Raw genomic sequence first — 18,844 nt, forward strand, 5'->3', positions numbered from 1 at the left:
CCAATTACATGAACGGGCTGAGGATCTGCGGCATCCCGGTCATCGCGGCCAGGTTGCCGATCACCAGCATGTCGATCAGTTTCAGCGCGATGAAGGCGAAGATCGGCGAGATATCCAGGCCGCCGAGGTTTGGCAGCAGCTTGCGGAAGGGTGCCAGGAAGGGCTCGCAGATCTGGTTCACCAGCTGGGCGCCGGGGTTGTAGCTGCCCGGGGCGACCCAGGAGAGGATCACGCTGATGATCAGGGCGAAGAAGAACACCTTGAGGAACAGCGAGGTCACCGCGATCACCGACCACACCAGCAGTTGCAGGATGTAGCCGCCGACGCCGTAGCCCATCAGGGTCAGGGTGACGATCATCAGCACCAGCTGGACCAGGATGGCCAGCACCAGCGAGGCGAAGTCGACGCCGCCGAAGCCGGGGATGATGCGACGCAGCGGGTTCAGCAGCGGCTTGGTGGCGCGCACGATGAACTGGCTGAGCGGGTTGTAGAAGTCGGCGCGCACCAGTTGCAGGATGAAGCGCAGCAGGACGATCAGCAGGTACAGGCTGCCGAGGGTCTGGATGACGTAGATGGCGGCGGTGGAAAGACCGGTCATTGAGGGCTCCTTGTCATTGACCCAGTTGTTCGGCCAGCTCGGCGGAGCGATGGTCGGCGGCGCCTACCGCCTTCTCTACCAGCGCTTCGAAACCGTTGGCCTGGAAAGTCTTGATGGCAGCTTCGGTAGTACCTTTGGGCGAGGTCACGCGGCGGCGCAGTTCGGCCGGGTCGACATCGCTGGTGGTGGCCATCTGCGCGGCGCCCAGGGCGGTCTGGCGGGCCAGCTGGCCGGCAACCTCGCGGGACAGGCCGAGTTTCTCGCCGGCGGCGGTCATGGCTTCCATGAGAAGGAAGAAGTAGGCCGGGCCGCTGCCGGAAACGGCAGTGACCGCGTCGATCTGCTTCTCCGTGTCCAGCCACAGGGCAATGCCGACGGCACTCAGCAGCTTCTGCGCCTGCTCACGCTGGGCGGCGCTGACGCTGGCGTTGGCATAGAGGCCGCTGGCGCCCAGGCCGACCAGTGCCGGGGTGTTGGGCATGCAGCGGACGATGGCGCGCGGCTGGCCGTCCACCGGGCCCAGCCAGCGTTCGAGGCTGGCGCAGGGGATGCCGGCGGCGATGGAGACGATCAGGGCGTTGCCCGAAAGCGCCGGCGCCAGGGCCTGGCAGACGTCCTTCATGACTTGCGGCTTGACCGCCAGGACCACCACGTCGGCGCCACTGACTGCGCTGGCATTGTCGGCGACGACTTCGATGCCATGCTCGGCGGCGATCTTCGCGCGCTGCTCGGCGCCCGGATCACTGGCGCGGATGTGGCTGGCTTCGACGCCCTTGGCGCGCAGGCCGCCGATGAGACTGGCGGCCATGTTGCCGGCGCCGATGAAGGCAATGCGGGTGCTGCTCATTAAGTCTCTTCCTTTATTCAGTGCGAAGCGCCGTAGTCGCGGGCGCCGAACAGGGCGGTACCGATCCGCACCCAGGTGGCGCCTTCGTCGATGGCGGCTTCGAGATCGTGGCTCATGCCCATGGACAGGCTGTCCAGGCCGAGGTTCAGGGCGTGCATCGCCTTGCGCAGGCGGGCGAATGCAGCGTGCTGTGCGGCAACATCTTCAGTCGGTTCGGGAATTGCCATCAGGCCGCGCAGCTTGAGGTTGGGCAACTGTGCCACCGCCTGGGCGAGGGCGGGCAGTTCCTCGGGAGAGCAGCCGGACTTGCTGTCCTCGCCGCTGACGTTCACCTGCAGCAGCACGTTCAGCGGCGGCAGGTGCGCAGGACGCTGTTCGGACAGGCGCTGGGCGATCTTCAGACGGTCCACCGAGTGCACCCACTGGAAGTGCTCGGCGATCGGCCGGGTCTTGTTGGACTGGATCGGGCCGATGAAATGCCAGGTCAGCGCAAGGTCGGCCAGCTCTGTCTGCTTGGCCAGCGCTTCCTGCAGGTAGTTCTCGCCGAAATCGGCCAATCCGCAGGCGAATGCCTCGCGGATATCGGCGGCGGGTTTGGTCTTGCTGACCGCCAGCAGGCGCACCGTATCCGGGGCACGCCCACAAGCTTGCGCCGCCTCACGGATGCGTGCGCGAACCTTTGCAATATTCTCTGCTATCGTGGACATTACCGTCGCTTTTCCGCCCGGCTGCTGCGAGTTCTGCGGCATTCTACCTGCTTGCTCTTGATTGGGGAGTCCCATGGATATTACCGAGTTGCTCGCCTTCAGCGCCAAGCAGGGCGCTTCGGACCTGCACCTCTCGGCCGGTCTGCCGCCGATGATCCGCGTCGATGGCGATGTTCGCCGGATCAACCTGCCGCCCCTGGAGCACAAGCAGGTCCATGCGCTGATCTACGACATCATGAACGACAAGCAGCGCAAGGATTACGAAGAATTCCTGGAGACCGACTTCTCCTTCGAAGTCCCCGGGGTCGCCCGTTTCCGGGTCAACGCCTTCAACCAGAACCGTGGCGCCGGCGCCGTGTTCCGTACCATTCCCTCCAAGGTACTCACGATGGAGGACCTGGGCATGGGAGAAGTGTTCAAACGTGTTTCCGACGTGCCGCGCGGCCTGGTGCTGGTGACCGGCCCGACCGGTTCGGGCAAGTCCACGTCGCTGGCGGCGATGCTCGACTACCTGAACAACACCAAGTACAGCCACATCCTCACCGTCGAAGACCCGATCGAATTCGTCCACGAGTCGAAGAAGTGCCTGGTCAACCAGCGCGAGGTACACCGCGACACCCTCGGCTTCAACGAGGCGCTGCGCTCGGCCCTGCGTGAGGACCCGGACATCATCCTGGTGGGCGAGATGCGCGACCTGGAGACCATCCGCCTGGCGCTGACCGCTGCGGAAACCGGTCACCTGGTGTTCGGCACCTTGCACACCACCTCCGCGGCCAAGACCATCGACCGTATCGTCGACGTGTTCCCCGCCGAGGAAAAGTCCATGGTTCGTTCCATGCTCTCCGAATCGCTGCAGGCGGTGATCTCCCAGACCCTGCTGAAGAAGATCGGCGGCGGCCGTGTCGCGGCCCACGAGATCATGATCGGCACCCCGGCGATCCGTAACCTGATCCGCGAGGACAAGGTCGCGCAGATGTACTCGGCGATCCAGACCGGCGGTGCGATCGGCATGCAGACCCTGGACATGTGCTTGAAGGGCCTGGTCGCCAAGGGTCTGGTGACCCGCGAGGCGGCCAAGGAGAAGGCCAAGATTCCGGAAAACTTCTAAGAGCCTGCTTTCGATCTGCTGCGCGTCGGCATGACGGCGTTGAAATCGGTCTCGGGATGCTCATTTACTGAAAGTAAACTCCGCTCCCTCCACCGATGTTCTGCCCTGGCTCGCGAGATCGTGAACAGACTCTAAAACTTCCGGGCCGCTCCCCGGCCCGGCGCACGGAGCGCGCCACACGCACTCGCTCCGTGATTCGACAGCCTTGTCGCAGTCAGCGTGAACCTTCGCGAGAACGATCATGGAATTCGAGAAGCTGTTGCGCCTCATGGTGGAAAAGGGTGCCTCCGACCTCTTCATCACGGCGGGCGTGCCGCCTTCGATGAAGGTCAACGGCAAGGTGCTGCCGGTGACCAAGACCGCGCTGTCGCCGGAGCAGACCCGCGAGACCGTGCTCTCGGTGATGAACGAGCAGCAGCGCCGCGAGTTCGCCGAGAACCATGAGTGCAACTTCGCCATCAGCGCCCGCGGCGTTGGCCGTTTCCGCGTCAGCGCCTTTTATCAGCGCAACCTGGTGGGCATGGTGCTGCGCCGCATCGAGACCAACATCCCGACCTTCGAGGATCTGAAGCTTCCCGAAGTCCTCAAGAAGCTGGCGATGACCAAGCGCGGCCTGGTGATCTTCGTCGGCGCCACCGGTACCGGTAAGTCCACCTCGCTGGCGGCGATGATTGGCTACCGCAACAAGAACTCCACCGGCCACATTATCTCCATCGAAGACCCGATCGAATTCATCCACCAGCACCAGGGCTGCATCGTCACCCAGCGCGAGGTGGGGCTGGATACCGATTCCTTCGAAGTGGCCCTGAAGAACACCCTGCGCCAGGCGCCGGATGTGATCATGATCGGCGAGGTGCGCTCGCGCGAGACCATGGACCACGCGGTGGCCTTCGCCGAAACCGGCCACCTGTGCCTGGCGACCCTGCACGCCAACAACGCCAACCAGGCGCTGGAGCGGATCATCCACTTCTTCCCGGCCGACCGGCACGGCCAGGTGTGGATGGACCTGTCGCTGAACCTCAAGGCCATCGTCGCCCAGCAACTGGTACCGACCCCGGACGGCAAGGGCCGCCGCGCGGTGATCGAGGTGCTGCTGAACACCCCGCTGGCCGCCGACCTGATCCGCAAGGGCGAAGTGCACGAGCTCAAGCCGCTGATGAAGCGCTCCACCGAGCAGGGCATGCAGACCTTCGACCAGGCGCTGTACCAGCTCTACAGCCAGGGCGAGATCACCTACGAAGACGCGCTGGCCTACGCCGACTCGGCCAACGACCTGCGCCTGATGATCAAGCTGGGCTCGGAAACCGACGCCGACCACCTCTCCACCATGACCCAGGGGCTGACCCTGGAAATGAGCGACGACGACCCCAACCGCCGTTTCCGCTGAGCCTGCTTTCCGAACAGATGGCACCCGAGAAGCCCGCCTAGCGCGGGCTTTTCGTTTATCCTGAGCGTACCGCAACGACACGGGAGAAAGGCATGTCCGCCAACCCTGATACCCACAGCAAGGTCATCGGCTACCTGCTGTGGATCTTCGGCTTCACCGGTTCGCACCGCTTCTACTATGGTCGGCCGATCACCGGCACCCTCTGGTTCTTCACCCTCGGCCTGTTCTTCATCGGCTGGATCATCGACCTGTTCCTCATCCCCTCCATGGACGACGCGGCAGACCGGCGCTATCGGTCTGGCGGCGTAGACTACAACGTCGCCTGGATCCTGCTGACCTTCCTCGGCGTGTTCGGCGTGCACCGCATGTACATGGGCAAGTGGCTCACCGGCATCCTCTACCTCTTCACCGGCGGGCTGTTCTTCATCGGCGTGCTCTACGACTTCTGGACGCTGAACAGCCAGATTTCCGAGCGCAACGGGCCGCAGCGGATCTGACGCCTGCGCGGACCCTCCCTTGTAGGTGCGAGCTTGCTCGCGAACCGCTTCAAGGCCAGCGCTGCCGGGCAGCACGTTCGCGAGCAAGCTCGCTCCTACGAAAAACAACTCCGCCGTCTTTCGTCGCGCCGCCTGGCGCGAGCACCGCCACCCGCCTAAGGTCAGGAGGACAGTAGCAGGCGCCGCCGGGCGATCCCCGGCTCGCCCCGAAGGAGTGGCTGCCATGAGCAACGAATCCCGCCCCGCCGTACTCGACCTGATCGGCAATACCCCCATGGTCCGCGTCACGCGCTTCGATACCGGACCCTGCACCCTGTTCCTCAAGCTCGAATCGCAGAACCCCGGCGGCTCCATCAAGGACCGCATCGGCGTTGCCATGATCGAAACCGCCGAGCGCGAGGGCCGGCTCAAGCCCGGCGGCGTGATCGTCGAAGCCACTGCCGGCAACACCGGCCTGGGGCTGGCGCTGGTGGGCCGGGCCAAGGGCTATCGGGTGGTGCTGGTGGTGCCGGACAAGATGTCCACCGAGAAGGTCCTGCACCTGCGCGCCATGGGCGCCGAGGTGCACATCACCCGTTCCGACGTCGGCAAGGGCCATCCCGAGTACTACCAGGACGTTGCCGCGCGGCTGGCGAAGGAACTGCCCGATGCCTTCTTCGCCGATCAGTTCAACAACCCCGCCAACCCACTGGCCCACGAAACCGGCACCGGCCCGGAGATCTGGGCGCAGACCGGCCATGATCTGGACGCGGTGGTGGTCGGCGTCGGCTCCGCCGGCACCCTGACCGGGCTGACCCGCTTCTTCCAGAAGGTCCAGCCGAAGCTGGAAATGGTCCTGGCCGACCCGGTGGGTTCGATCATGGCCGAGTATTCGCGCTCCGGTCAGCTGGGCACGCCCGGTTCCTGGGCGGTGGAGGGTATCGGCGAGGACTTCGTGCCGTCGATTGCCGACCTCTCCAGCGTCCGACACGCCTACTCCATCAGCGACGAGGAGAGCTTCCGCACCGCGCGGGAGCTGCTGCGCAACGAAGGCATCGCCGCCGGCTCGTCCACCGGCACCCTGCTGGCCGCCGCGCTGCGCTTCTGCCGTGAGCAGACCGAGCCCAAGCGGGTGGTCAGCCTGGTCTGCGACACCGGCACCCGCTACCTCTCGAAGATCTACAACGACCAATGGATGACCGACCAGGGACTGCTGCAGCGCAAGCGCTACGGCGACCTGCGCGACATCGTCGCGCGGCGTTTCGAGGAGGGCCGGGTGGTCAGCGTCGGCCCCGGCGACACCCTGCTTACCGCCTTCCAGCGCATGCGCCTGGCGGACATCTCCCAGCTCCCCGTGCTCGACGGCCAGCGCCTGGTCGGGGTTATCGACGAGTCCGATATCCTGCTGGGCGTGCATGACGACCCCGAACATTTTCGCAGCGACGTCGCCAGCGCCATGAGCACGGCCCCGGAAACCCTTGCGCCGGGCGCCAGCCTCAAGGAGCTCGAAGCCGTGCTGGCGCGCGGACTGGTCGCCATCATCGCCGACGCCTCGGGCTTCCATGGCCTGATCACACGATTCGATTTGCTCAACCATTTGCGGAGGACCCTCGCATGAGCCAGCACGACGACCGCCTCGGTTTCGCCACCCGCGTGATCCACGCCGGGCAGGCGCCGGACCCGTCCACCGGGGCGATCATGCCGCCGATCTACGCCAACTCCACCTACCGCCAGGACAGCCCCGGCGTGCACAAGGGCCTGGACTACGGCCGTTCGCACAACCCCACGCGCTGGGCGCTGGAGCGCTGCGTGGCGGACCTGGAAGGCGGCAGCAAGGCATTCGCCTTCGCCTCGGGACTGGCGGCCATCTCGGCAGTGCTGGAGCTGCTCGACGCCGGCTCGCACGTGGTTTCCGGCAACGACCTCTACGGCGGCACCTTCCGCCTGTTCGAGCGGGTGCGCCGGCGCAGCGCCGGGCACGACTTCTACTTCGCCGACCTGGCCCAGCCCGGCGCGCTGGAAGCGGCGCTCACCGACGAGACCCGCATGGTCTGGGTGGAAACCCCGAGCAACCCGCTGCTGCGCCTGACCGATCTGGCCGCCATTGCCCGCACCTGCCGCGAGCGCGGCATCCTCTGCGTGGCCGACAACACCTTCGCCAGTCCTTACGTGCAGCGCCCGCTGGGCCTGGGCTTCGACATCGTCGTGCACTCCACCACCAAGTACCTCAACGGCCACTCCGACGTGATCGGCGGCATCGCCATCGTCGGCGACAACCCCGACCTCGCCGAGCGCCTGGGTTTCCTGCAGAACTCGGTGGGCGCCATCGCCGGCCCGTTCGACGCCTTCCTCACCCTGCGCGGGGTGAAGACCCTGGCGCTGCGCATGGAGCGGCACTGCGCCAACGCGCTGGAACTGGCGAAGTGGCTGGAGCAGCAGCCGCAGGTGAGGCGGGTTTACTACCCCGGCCTGCCGTCGCATCCGCAGCACGAGCTGGCGCGCAAGCAGATGAAAGGCTTCGGCGGGATGATCTCACTGGACCTGAATACCGACCTGGCGGGTTCGAAGCGTTTCCTGGAGAACGTCCAGCTGTTCGCCCTGGCGGAAAGCCTGGGCGGGGTGGAAAGCCTGATCGAGCACCCGGCGATCATGACTCACGCCAGCATCCCGGCGGAGAACCGCGCGGAGTTGGGGATTGGTGACTCGCTGATCCGACTGTCGGTGGGCGTGGAGGACGTGGAGGACCTGCGCGCCGATCTGGCCAAGGCGCTGGCGATGATCTGAAACCCCGCATCGGACCGCTTTTCGTAGGAGCGAAGCCGCGCACGCCTGCTCCTTCGTAGGATGGCGTGGAGCGAAGCGATACCCAACATTCGTGGCACCGACAGCATGGGTATCGCTCCGCTCCACCCATCCTACGTCGAGGCTCCTGCTTGACGATCGCCGCCCATGAAAAAGCCCGCCGATTGGCGGGCTTTTTCATGGGCGGGTAGGGCGTTACACCGCGTGGACGATATGCCCGTCCACCAGGGTGCAGCGCACCACGCCCGGCAGGCAGTGGCCGAGGAATGGGCAGTTCTGGCCACGGGAGTGCCAGGTCTCTCCCGCCAGGGTCTGGCCGTCAGCTTCGAACAGCACCACGTCCGCCGCCGAGCCCACCGCCAGCTTGCCGGCCGGCAGGCGCAGGGCCGCCGCAGGGCCGCTGGACAGGCGTGCCAGCAGGGTCGGCAGGTCGAGCAGGCCGTCCTGCACCAGGGTCATGGCCAGCGGCAGCAGCAGCTCGACGCTGCTGATGCCCGGATCGGTGGCGGCGAACGGGGCGTTCTTCGCGTCCGGCTCGTGGGGCTGGTGGTGGCTGGCGATGGCCTGGATCACGCCGCTCTTCACCGCTTCGCGCAGCGCATCACGGTCCTTGCGCGAGCGCAGTGGCGGCTGTACGTGGTACAGGCTGGAGAAGTCCGCCAGCGCTTCGTCGGTGAGGATCAGTTGGTACAGCGCCACGTCGGCGGTGACCGGCAGGCCGCGGGCCTGGGCCTGGGCGATCATCTCGACGCCACGGGCGCTGGTCAGCTGGCTGAAGTGCGCGCGCACGCCGGACTGTTCCACCAGCAGCAGGTTGCGGGCCAGGGCCACGGTCTCGGCGGTTTCCGGAATGCCGGCCAGGCCGCGGAAGCTGGCGGTCGGGCCTTCGTGGGCGAGGCCGCCTTCGGCCAGGTCATGGTCCTGGGAGGTGAAGATCACGGTGAGGTCGAAGGTCGCCGCGTATTCCAGCGAACGCAGCAGCACGCGGTTGCTCGCCATCGGTGCCAGGCCGTTGGTGAAGGCTACGCAGCCGGCGTCGCGCAGGGCGACCAGTTCGGACAGCTGCTCGCCGCCCAGGCCCTTGGTCAGGGCGCCGATGGGGAAGACCTTGGCGTTGCCGGCCTCGCGGGCGCGGTCGAGGATCAGCTCGGCCACTGCCGAAGTATCCAGCACCGGCTTGGTGTGCGGCGGGAAGCACAGGCTGGTCACGCCACCGGCGGCGGCGGCGCGGGTTTCGCTTTCGATGTTGCCCTTGCGGCTGTAGCCCGGCTCGCGCAGGGCCACGCTCAGGTCCACCAGGCCGGGCGCGGCAATCAGGCCGGCGGCGTCGATTTCCTGGGCGGCGTGGAAGCCTTCGGGGGCTTCGCCGATGGCGATGATCTTGCCGGCTTCGATGTGCAGGTCGCAGACCTTGTCCAGGCCGCTGGCGGGGTCGATCAGGTGGGCGCCACGGATGCTGACGGTCATTGCGCGTCCTCCTGTTCCAGCTGTCGTTGGGCGTTCTGGCCGCTCATGGCCATGGACAGCACGGCCATGCGGATGGCGATGCCGTAGGTGACCTGGTTGAGGATCACCGACTGTTCACCGTCAGCCACGGCGGAGTCGATCTCCACGCCTCGGTTGATCGGGCCGGGGTGCATGACGATGGCGTCGGGCTTGGCCAGCTTCAGGCGCTTGCCGGTCAGGCCGTAGAGCTTGAAGAACTCGCCTTCGCTGGGCAGCAGGCCGCCAGCCATGCGCTCGCGCTGCAGGCGCAGCATGATCACCACGTCGACGTCCTTCAGGCCTTCGTTGGCGTCGGTGTACACCTTCACGCCGTACTGCTCTTCCAGGCCCACCGGCAGCAGGGTGCGCGGGGCGACGACGCGGATGTCCGGGCAACCCAGGGTTTTCAGCGCGATCATGTCGGAGCGCGCCACACGCGAGTGCAGGATGTCGCCGACGATGGCCACCGAGAGGTTCTCGAAGCTGCCCTTGTGGCGGCGGATGGTGAGCATGTCGAGCATGCCCTGGGTCGGATGGCCGTGGCGGCCGTCGCCACCGTTGATCACGGCGACGTTGGGGCTGACGTGCTCGGCGATGAAGTGCGCCGCGCCCGAGTCGCTGTGGCGCACGACGAACATGTCGGCGGCCATGGCTTCGAGGTTGCGCAGGGTGTCGGTGAGCGTCTCGCCCTTGCTGGTCGAGGAGGTCGACACGTTCAGCGAGATGACGTCGGCGGACAGGCGCTGGGCAGCCAGTTCGAAGGTAGTGCGGGTGCGCGTGGAGTTCTCGAAGAACACGTTGCACACCGTCTTGCCGCGCAGCAGCGGGACTTTCTTCACCGCGCGGGCACCGACTTCGAGGAAGGAGTCGGCGGTATCGAGGATTTCAGTCAGCAGTTCGCGGGACAACCCGTCGAGCGAGAGGAAGTGGCGCAGCTGGCCCAGGTCGTTGAGCTGCAGCGGGCGCTTGGCGTCGGTCGGCATGTGGCAGGCCCTGAAAGTAGGTGGTGGATGTCCGGGCGCGCGAAGTTACAGCGCGGGGCTGAGAAGCGTGCGCTCGAGGACAAGTGGTGCGGGACCGCGCAATTTTACCCGCTCATTGGGGGCGAGCGACAGGGTTTCGCCGACGACATCCGGCCGAATCGGCAGTTCGCGCTTGTTCAGGTCCACCAGGCAGACCAGGGTCACGCTGGCCGGGCGGCCGTAGTCGAACAGCTCGTTGAGCGCGGCACGGATGGTGCGGCCGCTCATCAGCACGTCGTCCACCAGTACCAGGTGCTGGCCGTCGATCTCGAAGGGCAGCTCCGACGGACGGACCTGCGGGTGCAGGCCGCTGCGGGTGAAGTCGTCGCGGTAGAAGGAAACGTCGAGGATGCCGAGGATCTCGTCGCTGCCCAGTTCCTTGAGCAGTTCCTGGGCGACCCAGATGCCGCCGGTGTGGATGCCGACGAAGCGCGGCGAGTCGATGTTGCGCTGCGCCAGGTAGTTGCGCAGGTCGGTGGCCATGCGGGGGAGGAGTTCGGCGGGGCTGGGCAGGGTCATGACGTCTCCGGTTCGGTTGGCGAGGCCACCCGGCGCGGGCGGCCATCGGGGCGGACCGTTCCGGGGAGGACTGGTCCGGCAAGCTTAGCGGCTTTCGCTCCCCCGGCGCTGTCACAGGTCAAGGGGGCTTTTTTGCAGATCAGGTCGCAGGTCAGACGGGGGCGTTTTCGGCCAGCCAGCCCTCCAGCAGCAGGGCGGCGGCCAGGGCGTCCACCGGGCGCTCGCGGTAGCCGTCGCGCTGGCCCTGGGCCAGGCGCTCGCCCTTGGCGGCGTAGGTGGTCAGGCGTTCGTCGTGGGTGTGCACCGGCAGGTTGTAGCGGCCGTGCAGGCGCCGGGCGAACTTCTCGGCGCGTTCGCTCATGTCGCTGGGGGTGCCGTCCATGTTCAGCGGCAGGCCGACGACGATGGCGTCGGGCTGCCACTCCTTGATCAGGGCTTCCACGCGGTTCCAGTCCGGCACGCCGTTCTGCGCCTTGAGTACGCAGAGCTCGCGGGCCTGGCCGGTGATGGCCTGGCCGACGGCAACGCCGATCTGCTTGGTGCCGTAGTCGAAGCCCAGGAGCAGGCGCAGGGGTTTGCTCGACATCAGGCGTGCCCGGCCTGGGCGGTGAGCAGGTTGAGGTTGATCCCCAGGCGCTCGGCGGCGGCGGACAGGCGTTGCTCGGCCGGCACCTCGAAGAGCACGGCGGGGTCTGCGGGGCAGGTCAGCCAGGCGTTGTCGGTCAGTTCGGCTTCCAACTGCCCGGCATCCCAGCCCGCGTAGCCGAGGGTGATCAGGTGCTGTGCCGGGCCGCTGCCGTCGGCGATGGCGAACAGCACGTCCTGGGAAGTGGATAGCGACAGCTCGCCCAGCTCCAGGGTGGCCTGGTAGCTGCGTCCGGCGGGGTGCAGGACGAAGCCGCGGTCGGTCTGCACCGGGCCGCCGTTGTAGATGACCATGCCCTGGCAGCGTGCCGGCGGCAGTTCGTCCGGACGCAGCTGTTCGAGCACGTCGGAGAGGCTCAGACCGCTTGGGCGGTTGATGATCAGGCCCATGGCACCCTGCTCGTTGTGGTCAACGATGTAGGTGACGGTCTGGGCAAAGTTGGGATCCGCCATGTGCGGCATGGCGATCAGGAAGTGGTGCTTGAGAGAGCTTGCGGCTGTGCTTTTCATGCCAGCTAGTTTCAGGCCTGCGGACCAAAGGGACAAGCCTTGAAAACGCCACCGCGTGCCTTCAGGCACGACAGGCTCAGCGGCTGGACAGGCGGTCGCCGCGTTCGAAGCGCCAGGTGCGGATGATTTCCAGGCGGTCGATGTCCGACAGGTCGCCGGAGAAGGGCGCGAAGGGCGCGGCCAGTCGCACGATGCGCTGGGCGGCCTGGTCGAGCATGGGCTGGCCGGAGGACTCCAGCACCTGCACTTCATAGAGGGAACCGTCGCGGTTGATCGATACCAGCAGGCGCAGGCTGCCGTAGATGCGCTGGCGGCGGGCCTCGTCGGGGTAGTTCAGGTTGCCGATGCGCTCGATCTTCTTGCGCCATTCTTCCTTGTACCAGGCGCCCTTGTCGCGCATGGTCGAGGCGGCGCTCAGGCGGTGGATGCGTGGGCGTTTGGCGTACGCCTGCTGTTCGCGGGCGAGGTCGGCTTCGAGGCTGGAAATCTGCGCGGAGAGCTGGCTGGAATCGAACTGCGGCGCGGGCTTGGCGACGGTTTCCGCCTTGGGCGTCTGCGCCTTGGCCTGGACCTTGTCCGGACGCGGGCTGCGGGTGGCGACGGCGGTCTTGGGCGCTTCCGGGCTCTTGGCCTGCTTCGGCGTAGCCGGCGGCGCGACCTTCTTCACCTCGGTGTCCTGGAACGGCGCCTGCTCGGTGGTCTTGGGGATCGCCTTGTGTTCCAGCGTACCGCTGCCCTGCTGGTTCATCTGGGCGAGGTAGTCGGCCTTCTCGGGCGCCTTCTCGCTCTTGAAGCTGGCCAGGGTGATTTCCAGGGTTTTGCTCAGCTGGCTGGGCATGGGCATGGTGAAGCCCACGCCCAGCAGCACGGCCACGTGCACGATGGCCGCAACGAACAGGGTGAAACCCAGCCGGTCCGCCGGGCGTACGCCGGAGGACACGGGGAAGTCGGAATGGGTTGCAGCGTTCATTGCGGGTCACTAGGCCAAAGTGGGCGAAAGTCTGCCCACGAGGCTTATAAAAGTCTATGACGCACTACGCGCCTTGAGCTTTTCGTCGATGACTGCCATCAGCCTCTCACCGATACGGGTGTCGTAGGCCGCGTCGATCTCGCGGATGCAGGTCGGGCTGGTGACGTTGATCTCGGTGAGGTTTTCACCGATCACGTCCAGGCCGACGAACAGCAGGCCGCGCTTGCGCAGCTCCGGGCCGACTTGCGCTGCGATCCAGCGGTCGCGCTCGGACAGCGGCTGGGCCACGCCACGGCCGCCGGCGGCCAGGTTGCCACGGGTCTCGCCCTGCGCCGGGATGCGCGCCAGGCAGTATTCCACCGGCTCGCCATCGATCATCAGGATGCGCTTGTCGCCGTCCTTGATCGCCGGGATGTAGCGCTGCGCCATCACCTGCTGCTGGCCGTGGCGGGTCAGGGTCTCGAGGATCACCGAGAGGTTCGGGTCGCCTTCGCGGTGGCGGAAGATCATCGAGCCGCCCATGCCATCCAGGGGTTTGAGAATGATGTCACGATGCTCGGCGGCGAACTCGCGCAGAATATCGGACCGGCGGCTCACCACGGTGGGCGGCGAGCACTGCGGGAAAAGGGTGGCGAAGTACTTCTCGTTGCAGTCGCGCAGGCTCTGCGGGCGGTTCACCACCAGGGTGCCGGCGGTCTCGGCCTGTTCCAGCAGGTAGGTGGAGTAGACGAATTCGTTATCGAAGGGCGGGTCCTTGCGCATCAGGATCACATCCAGCTCCGACAACGGCTGGTCGATTTCCGCGTCCAGCTCGAACCAGTGGGCCGGATCGTAGAAGACCTTCAGGGGGCGCATGCGGCCACGGGCCACGTTCTCCTTCTGGTAAAGATCCTGCTGTTCCATATAGAACAGCTCCCAGCCACGGGCCTGGGCAGCCAGCAGCATGGCCAGCGAGCTGTCCTTCTTGAAATTGATCTGCGCGATGGGGTCCATCACGATCCCGAGGCGTACGCTCATGGGATGTCCTCCTGGGACTGAAGAGGGCGGTGAAGAGCACCGTCGAAAAGGCTGAAAAAGGATGCTCAGGGTGGCGCTGGATGTGCGCTCGGTCAAGGAAAAAGCCTGCGCGTTCCGGGTCTTATGGCCTGAATTTGCTGGGCGTGGTAAAGATTCTGACGATTGTGGTAAAAGGTTCCCACGATTGGGTCGCAGCCCGACGGTGGCAGGGCGCTCGCGCACTGATATAAAAAGTGGAAAAACGATTCACCGAGATGGTAAGGGCGAACATGGAACAGCATTCCGACGGTTTGAAAGTGATGGTGATCGACGACTCCAAGACGATTCGTCGCACCGCCGAAACCCTGCTGAAGAAAGTCGGCTGCGATGTAATCACAGCCATCGACGGCTTCGACGCCCTGGCCAAGATTGCCGATACCCATCCCAGCATCATCTTCGTCGACATCATGATGCCCCGCCTGGATGGCTATCAGACCTGCGCCCTGATCAAGAACAACAGTGCCTTCAAATCCACCCCGGTGATCATGCTGTCCTCCAAGGACGGCCTGTTCGACAAGGCCAAGGGTCGCATCGTCGGTTCCGACCAGTACCTCACCAAGCCCTTCAGCAAGGAAGAGCTGCTCGGCGCGATCAAGACCCATGTGCCTGACTTTACCCCGGTGGAGCACGCTTCCTGAAGTCCGGCCCAGCCGCCGGTGACGCCTTTTCCGTATGGGGACCACAATGGCTCGAATTCTGATTGTTGATGACTCGCCGACCGAGATGTACAAGCTGACCGCGATGCTGGAAAAGCATTCGCATCAGGTACTCAAGGCCGAGAACGGCGCCGACGGCGTGGCCCTGGCCCGCCAGGAGAAGCCGGACGTGGTCCTGATGGACATCGTCATGCCCGGCCTGAATGGTTTCCAGGCCACTCGTCAGCTGTCCAAGGACCCGGAAACCAGCGCGATTCCGGTGATCATCGTCACTACCAAGGATCAGGAGACCGACAAGGTCTGGGGCAAGCGCCAGGGCGCGCGCGACTACCTGACCAAACCGGTGGACGAAGAAACACTGCTCAAGACCATCAATGCGGTGCTGGCCGGCTGAAGCCGGGCCGCACGCGCTGAAAGTCTTCAAGAACATAATTATTAAAGAAGGCCAGGGCCGGCATGGCGGAAGTCCAGAGTCCTTTCGAGGTTCTCGTCCAGATCGATCAGCGTTGTCGTCTGCTGGCCGCGGGCTTGCCTGCGCAGCGCGAAGTGGCGCAGAGCTGGAACGGAATTGGCTTTCGCATGGCCGGGCGCCTGTTCGTGGCACCCATGGGGGAGGTCGGCGAGGTTCTTCACGAGCCGCGCTACACACTGCTGCCCGGTGTCCGTGACTGGGTGAAGGGGGTCGCCAACGTGCGCGGCCGCCTGTTGCCGATCATGGACCTGTGCGGCTTCCTCGGCGCGGAGCTGTCGCCTCTGCGCAAACAGCGGCGCGTGCTGGTGGTGGAACACCAGGAAGTCTTCGCCGGCCTCATCGTCGATGAGGTGTTCGGCATGCAGCACTTCCCGGTGGAAACCTTCAGCGAGCAGCTGCCGCCCCTCGAAGCGGTCCTGCAACCCTTTATTCATGGCGTCTTCAATCGAGAACAGCCCTGGTTGGTGTTCAGCCCGCATGCGCTGGCGCAACACCCGGCGTTTCTCGACGTCGCCAGCTAGATTTTGACCGGTTGGGCTGGCTCGCCAGCCCGTGTGTGACATGGAAACCGTAAGCGTGGGGGTCCAGGCGGGGGCCGTATATGAAAAAAATCAAGGCAGGCAGTCTCTTTTCGGGCACGCGTAGCAGCTCGCTGATCCTTGGACTCTTCGTGGTCCTGATCGTGGCGATCGTCTTGCTGTTCGCCAACTTCGCTTACCTCAACACCCAGGCGGACCACGACAAACAGTACATCGGCCACGCCGGCGAACTGCGCGTGCTGTCCCAGCGTATCGCCAAGAACGCCACGGAAGCCGCGGCGGGCAAGGGCGAGGCGTTCAAGCTGCTCAAGGATGCGCGCAACGACTTCGAGAAGCGCTGGAACATCCTGGTCAAGGGTGACGAAACCACCGGCCTGCCGCCCAGCCCCGCTTCGGTACAACCGCAGATGGCCCAAGTGCAGAAGGACTGGGACACCCTGCGCAAGAACACAGACTCCATCCTGGCCAGCGAGCAGACCGTACTGTCGCTGCACCAGGTGGCCGCGACGCTGGCCGAAACCATCCCGCAGCTGCAGGTGGAGTACGAGGAGGTCGTCGACATCCTGCTGGAAAACGGCGCTCCGGCCGACCAGGTGGCGGTAGCCCAGCGCCAGTCGCTGCTGGCCGAACGTATCCTTGGCTCGGTGAACAAGGTGCTGGCCGGTGACGAGAACTCCGTCCAGGCCGCCGACAGCTTCGGCCGTGACGCCAGTCTGTTCGGCCGCGTGCTCAAGGGCATGAAGGAAGGCAACGCGGCGATGAGCATCTCCAAGGTGACCAACGCCGAGGCGGTGGACCGCCTCAACGAGATTTCCGAACTCTTCGAATTCGTTTCCGGTTCGGTGGACGAGATCCTCGAGACCTCCCCGGAACTGTTCCAGGTCCGTGAAGCGGCGAACACCATCTTCGGTGGCTCGCAGGTCCTGCTGGACAAGGCCTCTACCCTGGCCAGCGGCTTCGAGAACCTCGCCGGGGGCCGTGTCTTCAACCAGGTCGCCAGCGCCATGCTGGGCGTGATCGCCCTGGGCGCGATCATCCTCATCGGTCTGGTGATGGTACGTGAAACCAACCGCCGTCTGGCCGAAACCGCCGAGAAGAACGACCGTAACCAGGCGGCGATTCTGCGACTGCTCGATGAAATCGCCGACCTCGCCGACGGTGACCTGACGGTAGCCGCGACCGTGACCGAGGACTTCACCGGTGCGATCGCGGACTCCATCAACTACTCCATCGACCAGCTCCGCGAGCTGGTGGAAACCATCAACCTGACCGCCGTGCAGGTGGCCGCCGCCGCCCAGGAGACCCAGGCCACCGCCATGCACCTGGCCGAGGCTTCCGAGCACCAGGCCCAGGAAATTGCCGGCGCCTCTGCCGCGATCAACGAAATGGCCGTGTCCATTGACCAGGTATCGGCGAACGCCTCCGAGTCCTCGGCGGTAGCGGAACGTTCCGTAGCCATCGCCAACAAGGGCAACGAAGTGGTGCACAACACCATCACTGGCATGGACAACATCCGCGAGCAGATCCAGGACACCTCCAAGCGAATCAAGCGCCTGGGTGAATCGTCCCAGGAGATCGGTGACATCGTCAGCCTGATTAACGACATTGCCGACCAGACCAACATCCTCGCCCTGAACGCCGCGATCCAGGCGTCCATGGCGGGCGACGCGGGCCGCGGCTTCGCCGTGGTAGCGGACGAAGTACAGCGCCTGGCGGAACGTTCCTCCGCGGCGACCAAGCAGATCGAAGCGCTGGTGAAGACCATTCAGACCGACACCAACGAAGCGGTGATCTCGATGGAGCAGACCACCTCCGAGGTGGTGCGCGGTGCCCGCCTGGCGCAGGACGCCGGTGTGGCCCTGGAAGAGATCGAGAAGGTATCCAAGACCCTGGCGGCGCTGATCCAGAACATTTCCAACGCCGCCCGTCAGCAGGCGTCCTCCGCCGGCCACATTTCCAACACCATGAACGTGATCCAGGAGATCACCTCGCAGACCTCCGCCGGTACCACCGCCACCGCGCGCAGCATCGGTAACCTGGCGAAGATGGCGAGTGAAATGCGTAATTCCGTATCCGGCTTCAAACTGCCGGACCTCGCGGAACAGGCCTGAGCAGGGGAGGTGCGCTGCCCGGGCGGTAGCGCACGATAGTCTTGAGCGAGGGGCGCGACATGCAGGCAAGTGGCGTCTGGTCGTTGCAGCCGTTGGCCGACATGTCGGCCGCGGAATTCCGCGACTGGCAGGCACTGTTGGAAGACCGCACCGGCGTTGTCGTCAACGAGCAACGCCGCGCCTTCCTGCAGACCAGCCTGGGCGCCCGCATGCGCGAACTGGGCATCAGCGACTACGGCAGCTACTACCGGCAGGTCACCGACGGCCCGCGTGGCGCCGTGGAATGGTCGAACCTGCTGGACCGTCTCACCGTTCAGGAAACCCGATTCTTTCGCCACAAGCCCTCCTTCGAGTTGCTCGAGCGCTACCTGCGCCAGCGTCTCGAAGAGGTCGGCCAGGGCCGGCCGCTGGCCTTGTGGAGTGTGGGCTGTTCCAGCGGCGAGGAGCCATACTCCCTCGCCATGGTCGCCACGCAGGTCCTGGAGGCCGCCGGGCGCGCGCCGTTGTTCGGCGTGACCGGGACCGACATCAGCCTCAATGCCCTGAGCAAGGCGCGCGAGGCGGTGTACGCGGCACGTAAGCTGGATGAGATCGATGCGGCGTTGACCGGGCGCTTTTTCAGCGTACGGGACGACGGGCGTTATCAGGTGGTACCGAATCTGGTCGAGCGCGTCTGCTGCGCCCGGCTGAATGTGCTGGAACTGGCCCAGGCGCCAATGTCCGGCATGGATGTGATCTTCTGCCAGAACCTGCTGATCTACTTCCGCCGCTGGCGGCGGCGGGAAATCCTCAATCGCCTGGCCGAGCGGCTGGCGCCGGGGGGACTGTTGGTGGTCGGAGTCGGCGAGGTGGTGGATTGGCACCATCCGGCCCTCGAACCGGTCGCCGACGAGCGCGTTCTGGCCTTTACCCGGAAGGGATGACACAGACACAT

At 65.5% G+C, this 18,844-nt stretch carries 20 protein-coding genes; 10 read left to right on the plus strand and 10 right to left on the minus strand.

Annotated features, from left to right (window positions below; translation table 11 throughout):
- Window positions 1–4: 4 nt before the first annotated feature.
- From SD196_RS01885 to SD196_RS01895, 3 genes are read right to left on the minus strand one after another with little or no spacing between them, the layout of a single operon-like run.
- Window positions 5–598 (minus strand): YggT family protein, encoded by a 594-nt coding sequence (locus SD196_RS01885; RefSeq protein ID WP_275609792.1) that lies wholly within the window; start codon window positions 596–598, stop codon window positions 5–7.
- Between the two features lie 13 nt (window positions 599–611).
- Window positions 612–1,445 carry a pyrroline-5-carboxylate reductase gene (gene proC / locus SD196_RS01890; RefSeq protein ID WP_343578259.1) on the minus strand — a complete coding sequence of 278 codons (834 nt, stop codon included), beginning with the start codon at window positions 1,443–1,445 and terminating at the stop codon, window positions 612–614.
- 17 nt (window positions 1,446–1,462) lie between these two features.
- On the minus strand, window positions 1,463–2,152 hold the full coding sequence (locus SD196_RS01895) for a YggS family pyridoxal phosphate-dependent enzyme (RefSeq protein ID WP_275609794.1): 690 nt from the start codon (window positions 2,150–2,152) through the stop codon (window positions 1,463–1,465).
- Between the two features lie 73 nt (window positions 2,153–2,225).
- Between SD196_RS01895 and pilT the strand changes: the two genes are divergently transcribed.
- The 5 genes from pilT (at window position 2,226) to SD196_RS01920 (ending at window position 7,907) form a co-directional block, all read left to right on the plus strand.
- On the plus strand, window positions 2,226–3,260 hold the full coding sequence (pilT, locus tag SD196_RS01900; RefSeq protein WP_151189058.1) for a type IV pilus twitching motility protein PilT: 1,035 nt from the start codon (window positions 2,226–2,228) through the stop codon (window positions 3,258–3,260).
- A 241-nt stretch (window positions 3,261–3,501) separates the two neighbouring features.
- Window positions 3,502–4,647, plus strand: a complete 1,146-nt coding sequence (gene pilU, locus SD196_RS01905; protein ID WP_331315650.1) for a type IV pilus ATPase PilU — start codon at window positions 3,502–3,504, stop codon at window positions 4,645–4,647.
- A 92-nt stretch (window positions 4,648–4,739) separates the two neighbouring features.
- On the plus strand, window positions 4,740–5,144 hold the full coding sequence (locus tag SD196_RS01910) for an NINE protein (protein ID WP_275609796.1): 405 nt from the start codon (window positions 4,740–4,742) through the stop codon (window positions 5,142–5,144).
- 223 nt (window positions 5,145–5,367) lie between these two features.
- A complete protein-coding gene (locus SD196_RS01915; RefSeq protein WP_331315653.1) occupies window positions 5,368–6,741 on the plus strand; it encodes a cystathionine beta-synthase in 1,374 nt (457 codons plus the stop codon).
- Window positions 6,738–7,907: a PLP-dependent aspartate aminotransferase family protein gene (locus SD196_RS01920; protein ID WP_343578260.1), complete on the plus strand. Its 1,170-nt coding sequence runs from the start codon at window positions 6,738–6,740 to the stop codon at window positions 7,905–7,907. Before SD196_RS01915 ends, SD196_RS01920 begins: the two co-directional genes overlap by 4 nt.
- Before the next feature lie 213 nt (window positions 7,908–8,120).
- Here the strand turns inward: SD196_RS01920 and SD196_RS01925 are convergent, their stop codons facing one another.
- The 7 genes from SD196_RS01925 to gshB all read right to left on the minus strand — a co-directional run bounded on the left by SD196_RS01925 (window position 8,121) and on the right by gshB (window position 14,093).
- The gene (locus tag SD196_RS01925) at window positions 8,121–9,392 is read right to left on the minus strand and encodes a dihydroorotase (protein WP_275609799.1); all 1,272 of its coding nucleotides are present in this window, start codon (window positions 9,390–9,392) and stop codon (window positions 8,121–8,123) included.
- Window positions 9,389–10,393 (minus strand): aspartate carbamoyltransferase catalytic subunit, encoded by a 1,005-nt coding sequence (locus SD196_RS01930; RefSeq protein ID WP_275609800.1) that lies wholly within the window; start codon window positions 10,391–10,393, stop codon window positions 9,389–9,391. Before SD196_RS01930 ends, SD196_RS01925 begins: the two co-directional genes overlap by 4 nt.
- Before the next feature lie 45 nt (window positions 10,394–10,438).
- Window positions 10,439–10,951 (minus strand): bifunctional pyr operon transcriptional regulator/uracil phosphoribosyltransferase PyrR, encoded by a 513-nt coding sequence (pyrR, locus tag SD196_RS01935; protein ID WP_275609801.1) that lies wholly within the window; start codon window positions 10,949–10,951, stop codon window positions 10,439–10,441.
- A 151-nt stretch (window positions 10,952–11,102) separates the two neighbouring features.
- Window positions 11,103–11,540, minus strand: coding sequence for a Holliday junction resolvase RuvX (ruvX, locus tag SD196_RS01940; protein WP_343578266.1), 438 nt, complete (start codon window positions 11,538–11,540; stop codon window positions 11,103–11,105).
- On the minus strand, window positions 11,537–12,106 hold the full coding sequence (locus tag SD196_RS01945) for a YqgE/AlgH family protein (protein WP_275609802.1): 570 nt from the start codon (window positions 12,104–12,106) through the stop codon (window positions 11,537–11,539). Before SD196_RS01945 ends, ruvX begins: the two co-directional genes overlap by 4 nt.
- A gap of 76 nt (window positions 12,107–12,182) precedes the next feature.
- Entirely contained in the window at window positions 12,183–13,076 is an 894-nt protein-coding gene (locus SD196_RS01950) for an energy transducer TonB (RefSeq protein WP_275609803.1), read from the minus strand.
- A 54-nt stretch (window positions 13,077–13,130) separates the two neighbouring features.
- Complete coding sequence (gene gshB / locus SD196_RS01955) at window positions 13,131–14,093, minus strand: glutathione synthase (RefSeq protein WP_275609804.1); 963 nt, start codon at window positions 14,091–14,093, stop codon at window positions 13,131–13,133.
- A 269-nt stretch (window positions 14,094–14,362) separates the two neighbouring features.
- On the opposite strand from gshB, the gene pilG reads away from it, so the two are divergent.
- From pilG to SD196_RS01980, 5 genes are all read left to right on the plus strand, one after another.
- Entirely contained in the window at window positions 14,363–14,770 is a 408-nt protein-coding gene (pilG, locus tag SD196_RS01960) for a twitching motility response regulator PilG (RefSeq protein WP_015475142.1), read from the plus strand.
- Window positions 14,771–14,816: 46 nt separating this feature from the next.
- A complete protein-coding gene (pilH, locus tag SD196_RS01965; protein WP_009615257.1) occupies window positions 14,817–15,182 on the plus strand; it encodes a twitching motility response regulator PilH in 366 nt (121 codons plus the stop codon).
- Between the two features lie 62 nt (window positions 15,183–15,244).
- The gene (locus tag SD196_RS01970; RefSeq protein ID WP_275609805.1) at window positions 15,245–15,781 is read left to right on the plus strand and encodes a chemotaxis protein CheW; all 537 of its coding nucleotides are present in this window, start codon (window positions 15,245–15,247) and stop codon (window positions 15,779–15,781) included.
- An 80-nt stretch (window positions 15,782–15,861) separates the two neighbouring features.
- Window positions 15,862–17,910 carry a methyl-accepting chemotaxis protein gene (locus SD196_RS01975; RefSeq protein WP_275609806.1) on the plus strand — a complete coding sequence of 683 codons (2,049 nt, stop codon included), beginning with the start codon at window positions 15,862–15,864 and terminating at the stop codon, window positions 17,908–17,910.
- A 59-nt stretch (window positions 17,911–17,969) separates the two neighbouring features.
- Entirely contained in the window at window positions 17,970–18,833 is an 864-nt protein-coding gene (locus tag SD196_RS01980; RefSeq protein ID WP_331315680.1) for a CheR family methyltransferase, read from the plus strand.
- Window positions 18,834–18,844 lie beyond the last annotated feature (11 nt).

Origin of the sequence: Pseudomonas macauensis (assembly GCF_047902425.1) — a bacterium.
Taxonomy (GTDB): Bacteria; Pseudomonadota; Gammaproteobacteria; order Pseudomonadales; family Pseudomonadaceae; genus Pseudomonas.

What these genes read in the sequence shown, in the direction of transcription:
- SD196_RS01920 (WP_343578260.1), top strand. Translation starts at nt 6,738, where the DNA reads ATGAGCCAGCACGACGACCGCCTCGGTTTCGCCACCCGCGTGATCCAC.
- pilG (WP_015475142.1), top strand. Translation starts at nt 14,363, where the DNA reads ATGGAACAGCATTCCGACGGTTTGAAAGTGATGGTGATCGACGACTCC.
- SD196_RS01925 (WP_275609799.1), bottom strand. Translation starts at nt 9,392, where the DNA reads ATGACCGTCAGCATCCGTGGCGCCCACCTGATCGACCCCGCCAGCGGC.
- SD196_RS01970 (WP_275609805.1), top strand. Translation starts at nt 15,245, where the DNA reads ATGGCGGAAGTCCAGAGTCCTTTCGAGGTTCTCGTCCAGATCGATCAG.
- SD196_RS01930 (WP_275609800.1), bottom strand. Translation starts at nt 10,393, where the DNA reads ATGCCGACCGACGCCAAGCGCCCGCTGCAGCTCAACGACCTGGGCCAG.
- pilH (WP_009615257.1), top strand. Translation starts at nt 14,817, where the DNA reads ATGGCTCGAATTCTGATTGTTGATGACTCGCCGACCGAGATGTACAAG.
- proC (WP_343578259.1), bottom strand. Translation starts at nt 1,445, where the DNA reads ATGAGCAGCACCCGCATTGCCTTCATCGGCGCCGGCAACATGGCCGCC.
- gshB (WP_275609804.1), bottom strand. Translation starts at nt 14,093, where the DNA reads ATGAGCGTACGCCTCGGGATCGTGATGGACCCCATCGCGCAGATCAAT.
- SD196_RS01950 (WP_275609803.1), bottom strand. Translation starts at nt 13,076, where the DNA reads ATGAACGCTGCAACCCATTCCGACTTCCCCGTGTCCTCCGGCGTACGC.
- pyrR (WP_275609801.1), bottom strand. Translation starts at nt 10,951, where the DNA reads ATGACCCTGCCCAGCCCCGCCGAACTCCTCCCCCGCATGGCCACCGAC.
- SD196_RS01915 (WP_331315653.1), top strand. Translation starts at nt 5,368, where the DNA reads ATGAGCAACGAATCCCGCCCCGCCGTACTCGACCTGATCGGCAATACC.
- SD196_RS01945 (WP_275609802.1), bottom strand. Translation starts at nt 12,106, where the DNA reads ATGAAAAGCACAGCCGCAAGCTCTCTCAAGCACCACTTCCTGATCGCC.
- SD196_RS01885 (WP_275609792.1), bottom strand. Translation starts at nt 598, where the DNA reads ATGACCGGTCTTTCCACCGCCGCCATCTACGTCATCCAGACCCTCGGC.
- SD196_RS01975 (WP_275609806.1), top strand. Translation starts at nt 15,862, where the DNA reads ATGAAAAAAATCAAGGCAGGCAGTCTCTTTTCGGGCACGCGTAGCAGC.
- pilT (WP_151189058.1), top strand. Translation starts at nt 2,226, where the DNA reads ATGGATATTACCGAGTTGCTCGCCTTCAGCGCCAAGCAGGGCGCTTCG.
- SD196_RS01910 (WP_275609796.1), top strand. Translation starts at nt 4,740, where the DNA reads ATGTCCGCCAACCCTGATACCCACAGCAAGGTCATCGGCTACCTGCTG.
- SD196_RS01895 (WP_275609794.1), bottom strand. Translation starts at nt 2,152, where the DNA reads ATGTCCACGATAGCAGAGAATATTGCAAAGGTTCGCGCACGCATCCGT.
- pilU (WP_331315650.1), top strand. Translation starts at nt 3,502, where the DNA reads ATGGAATTCGAGAAGCTGTTGCGCCTCATGGTGGAAAAGGGTGCCTCC.
- SD196_RS01980 (WP_331315680.1), top strand. Translation starts at nt 17,970, where the DNA reads ATGCAGGCAAGTGGCGTCTGGTCGTTGCAGCCGTTGGCCGACATGTCG.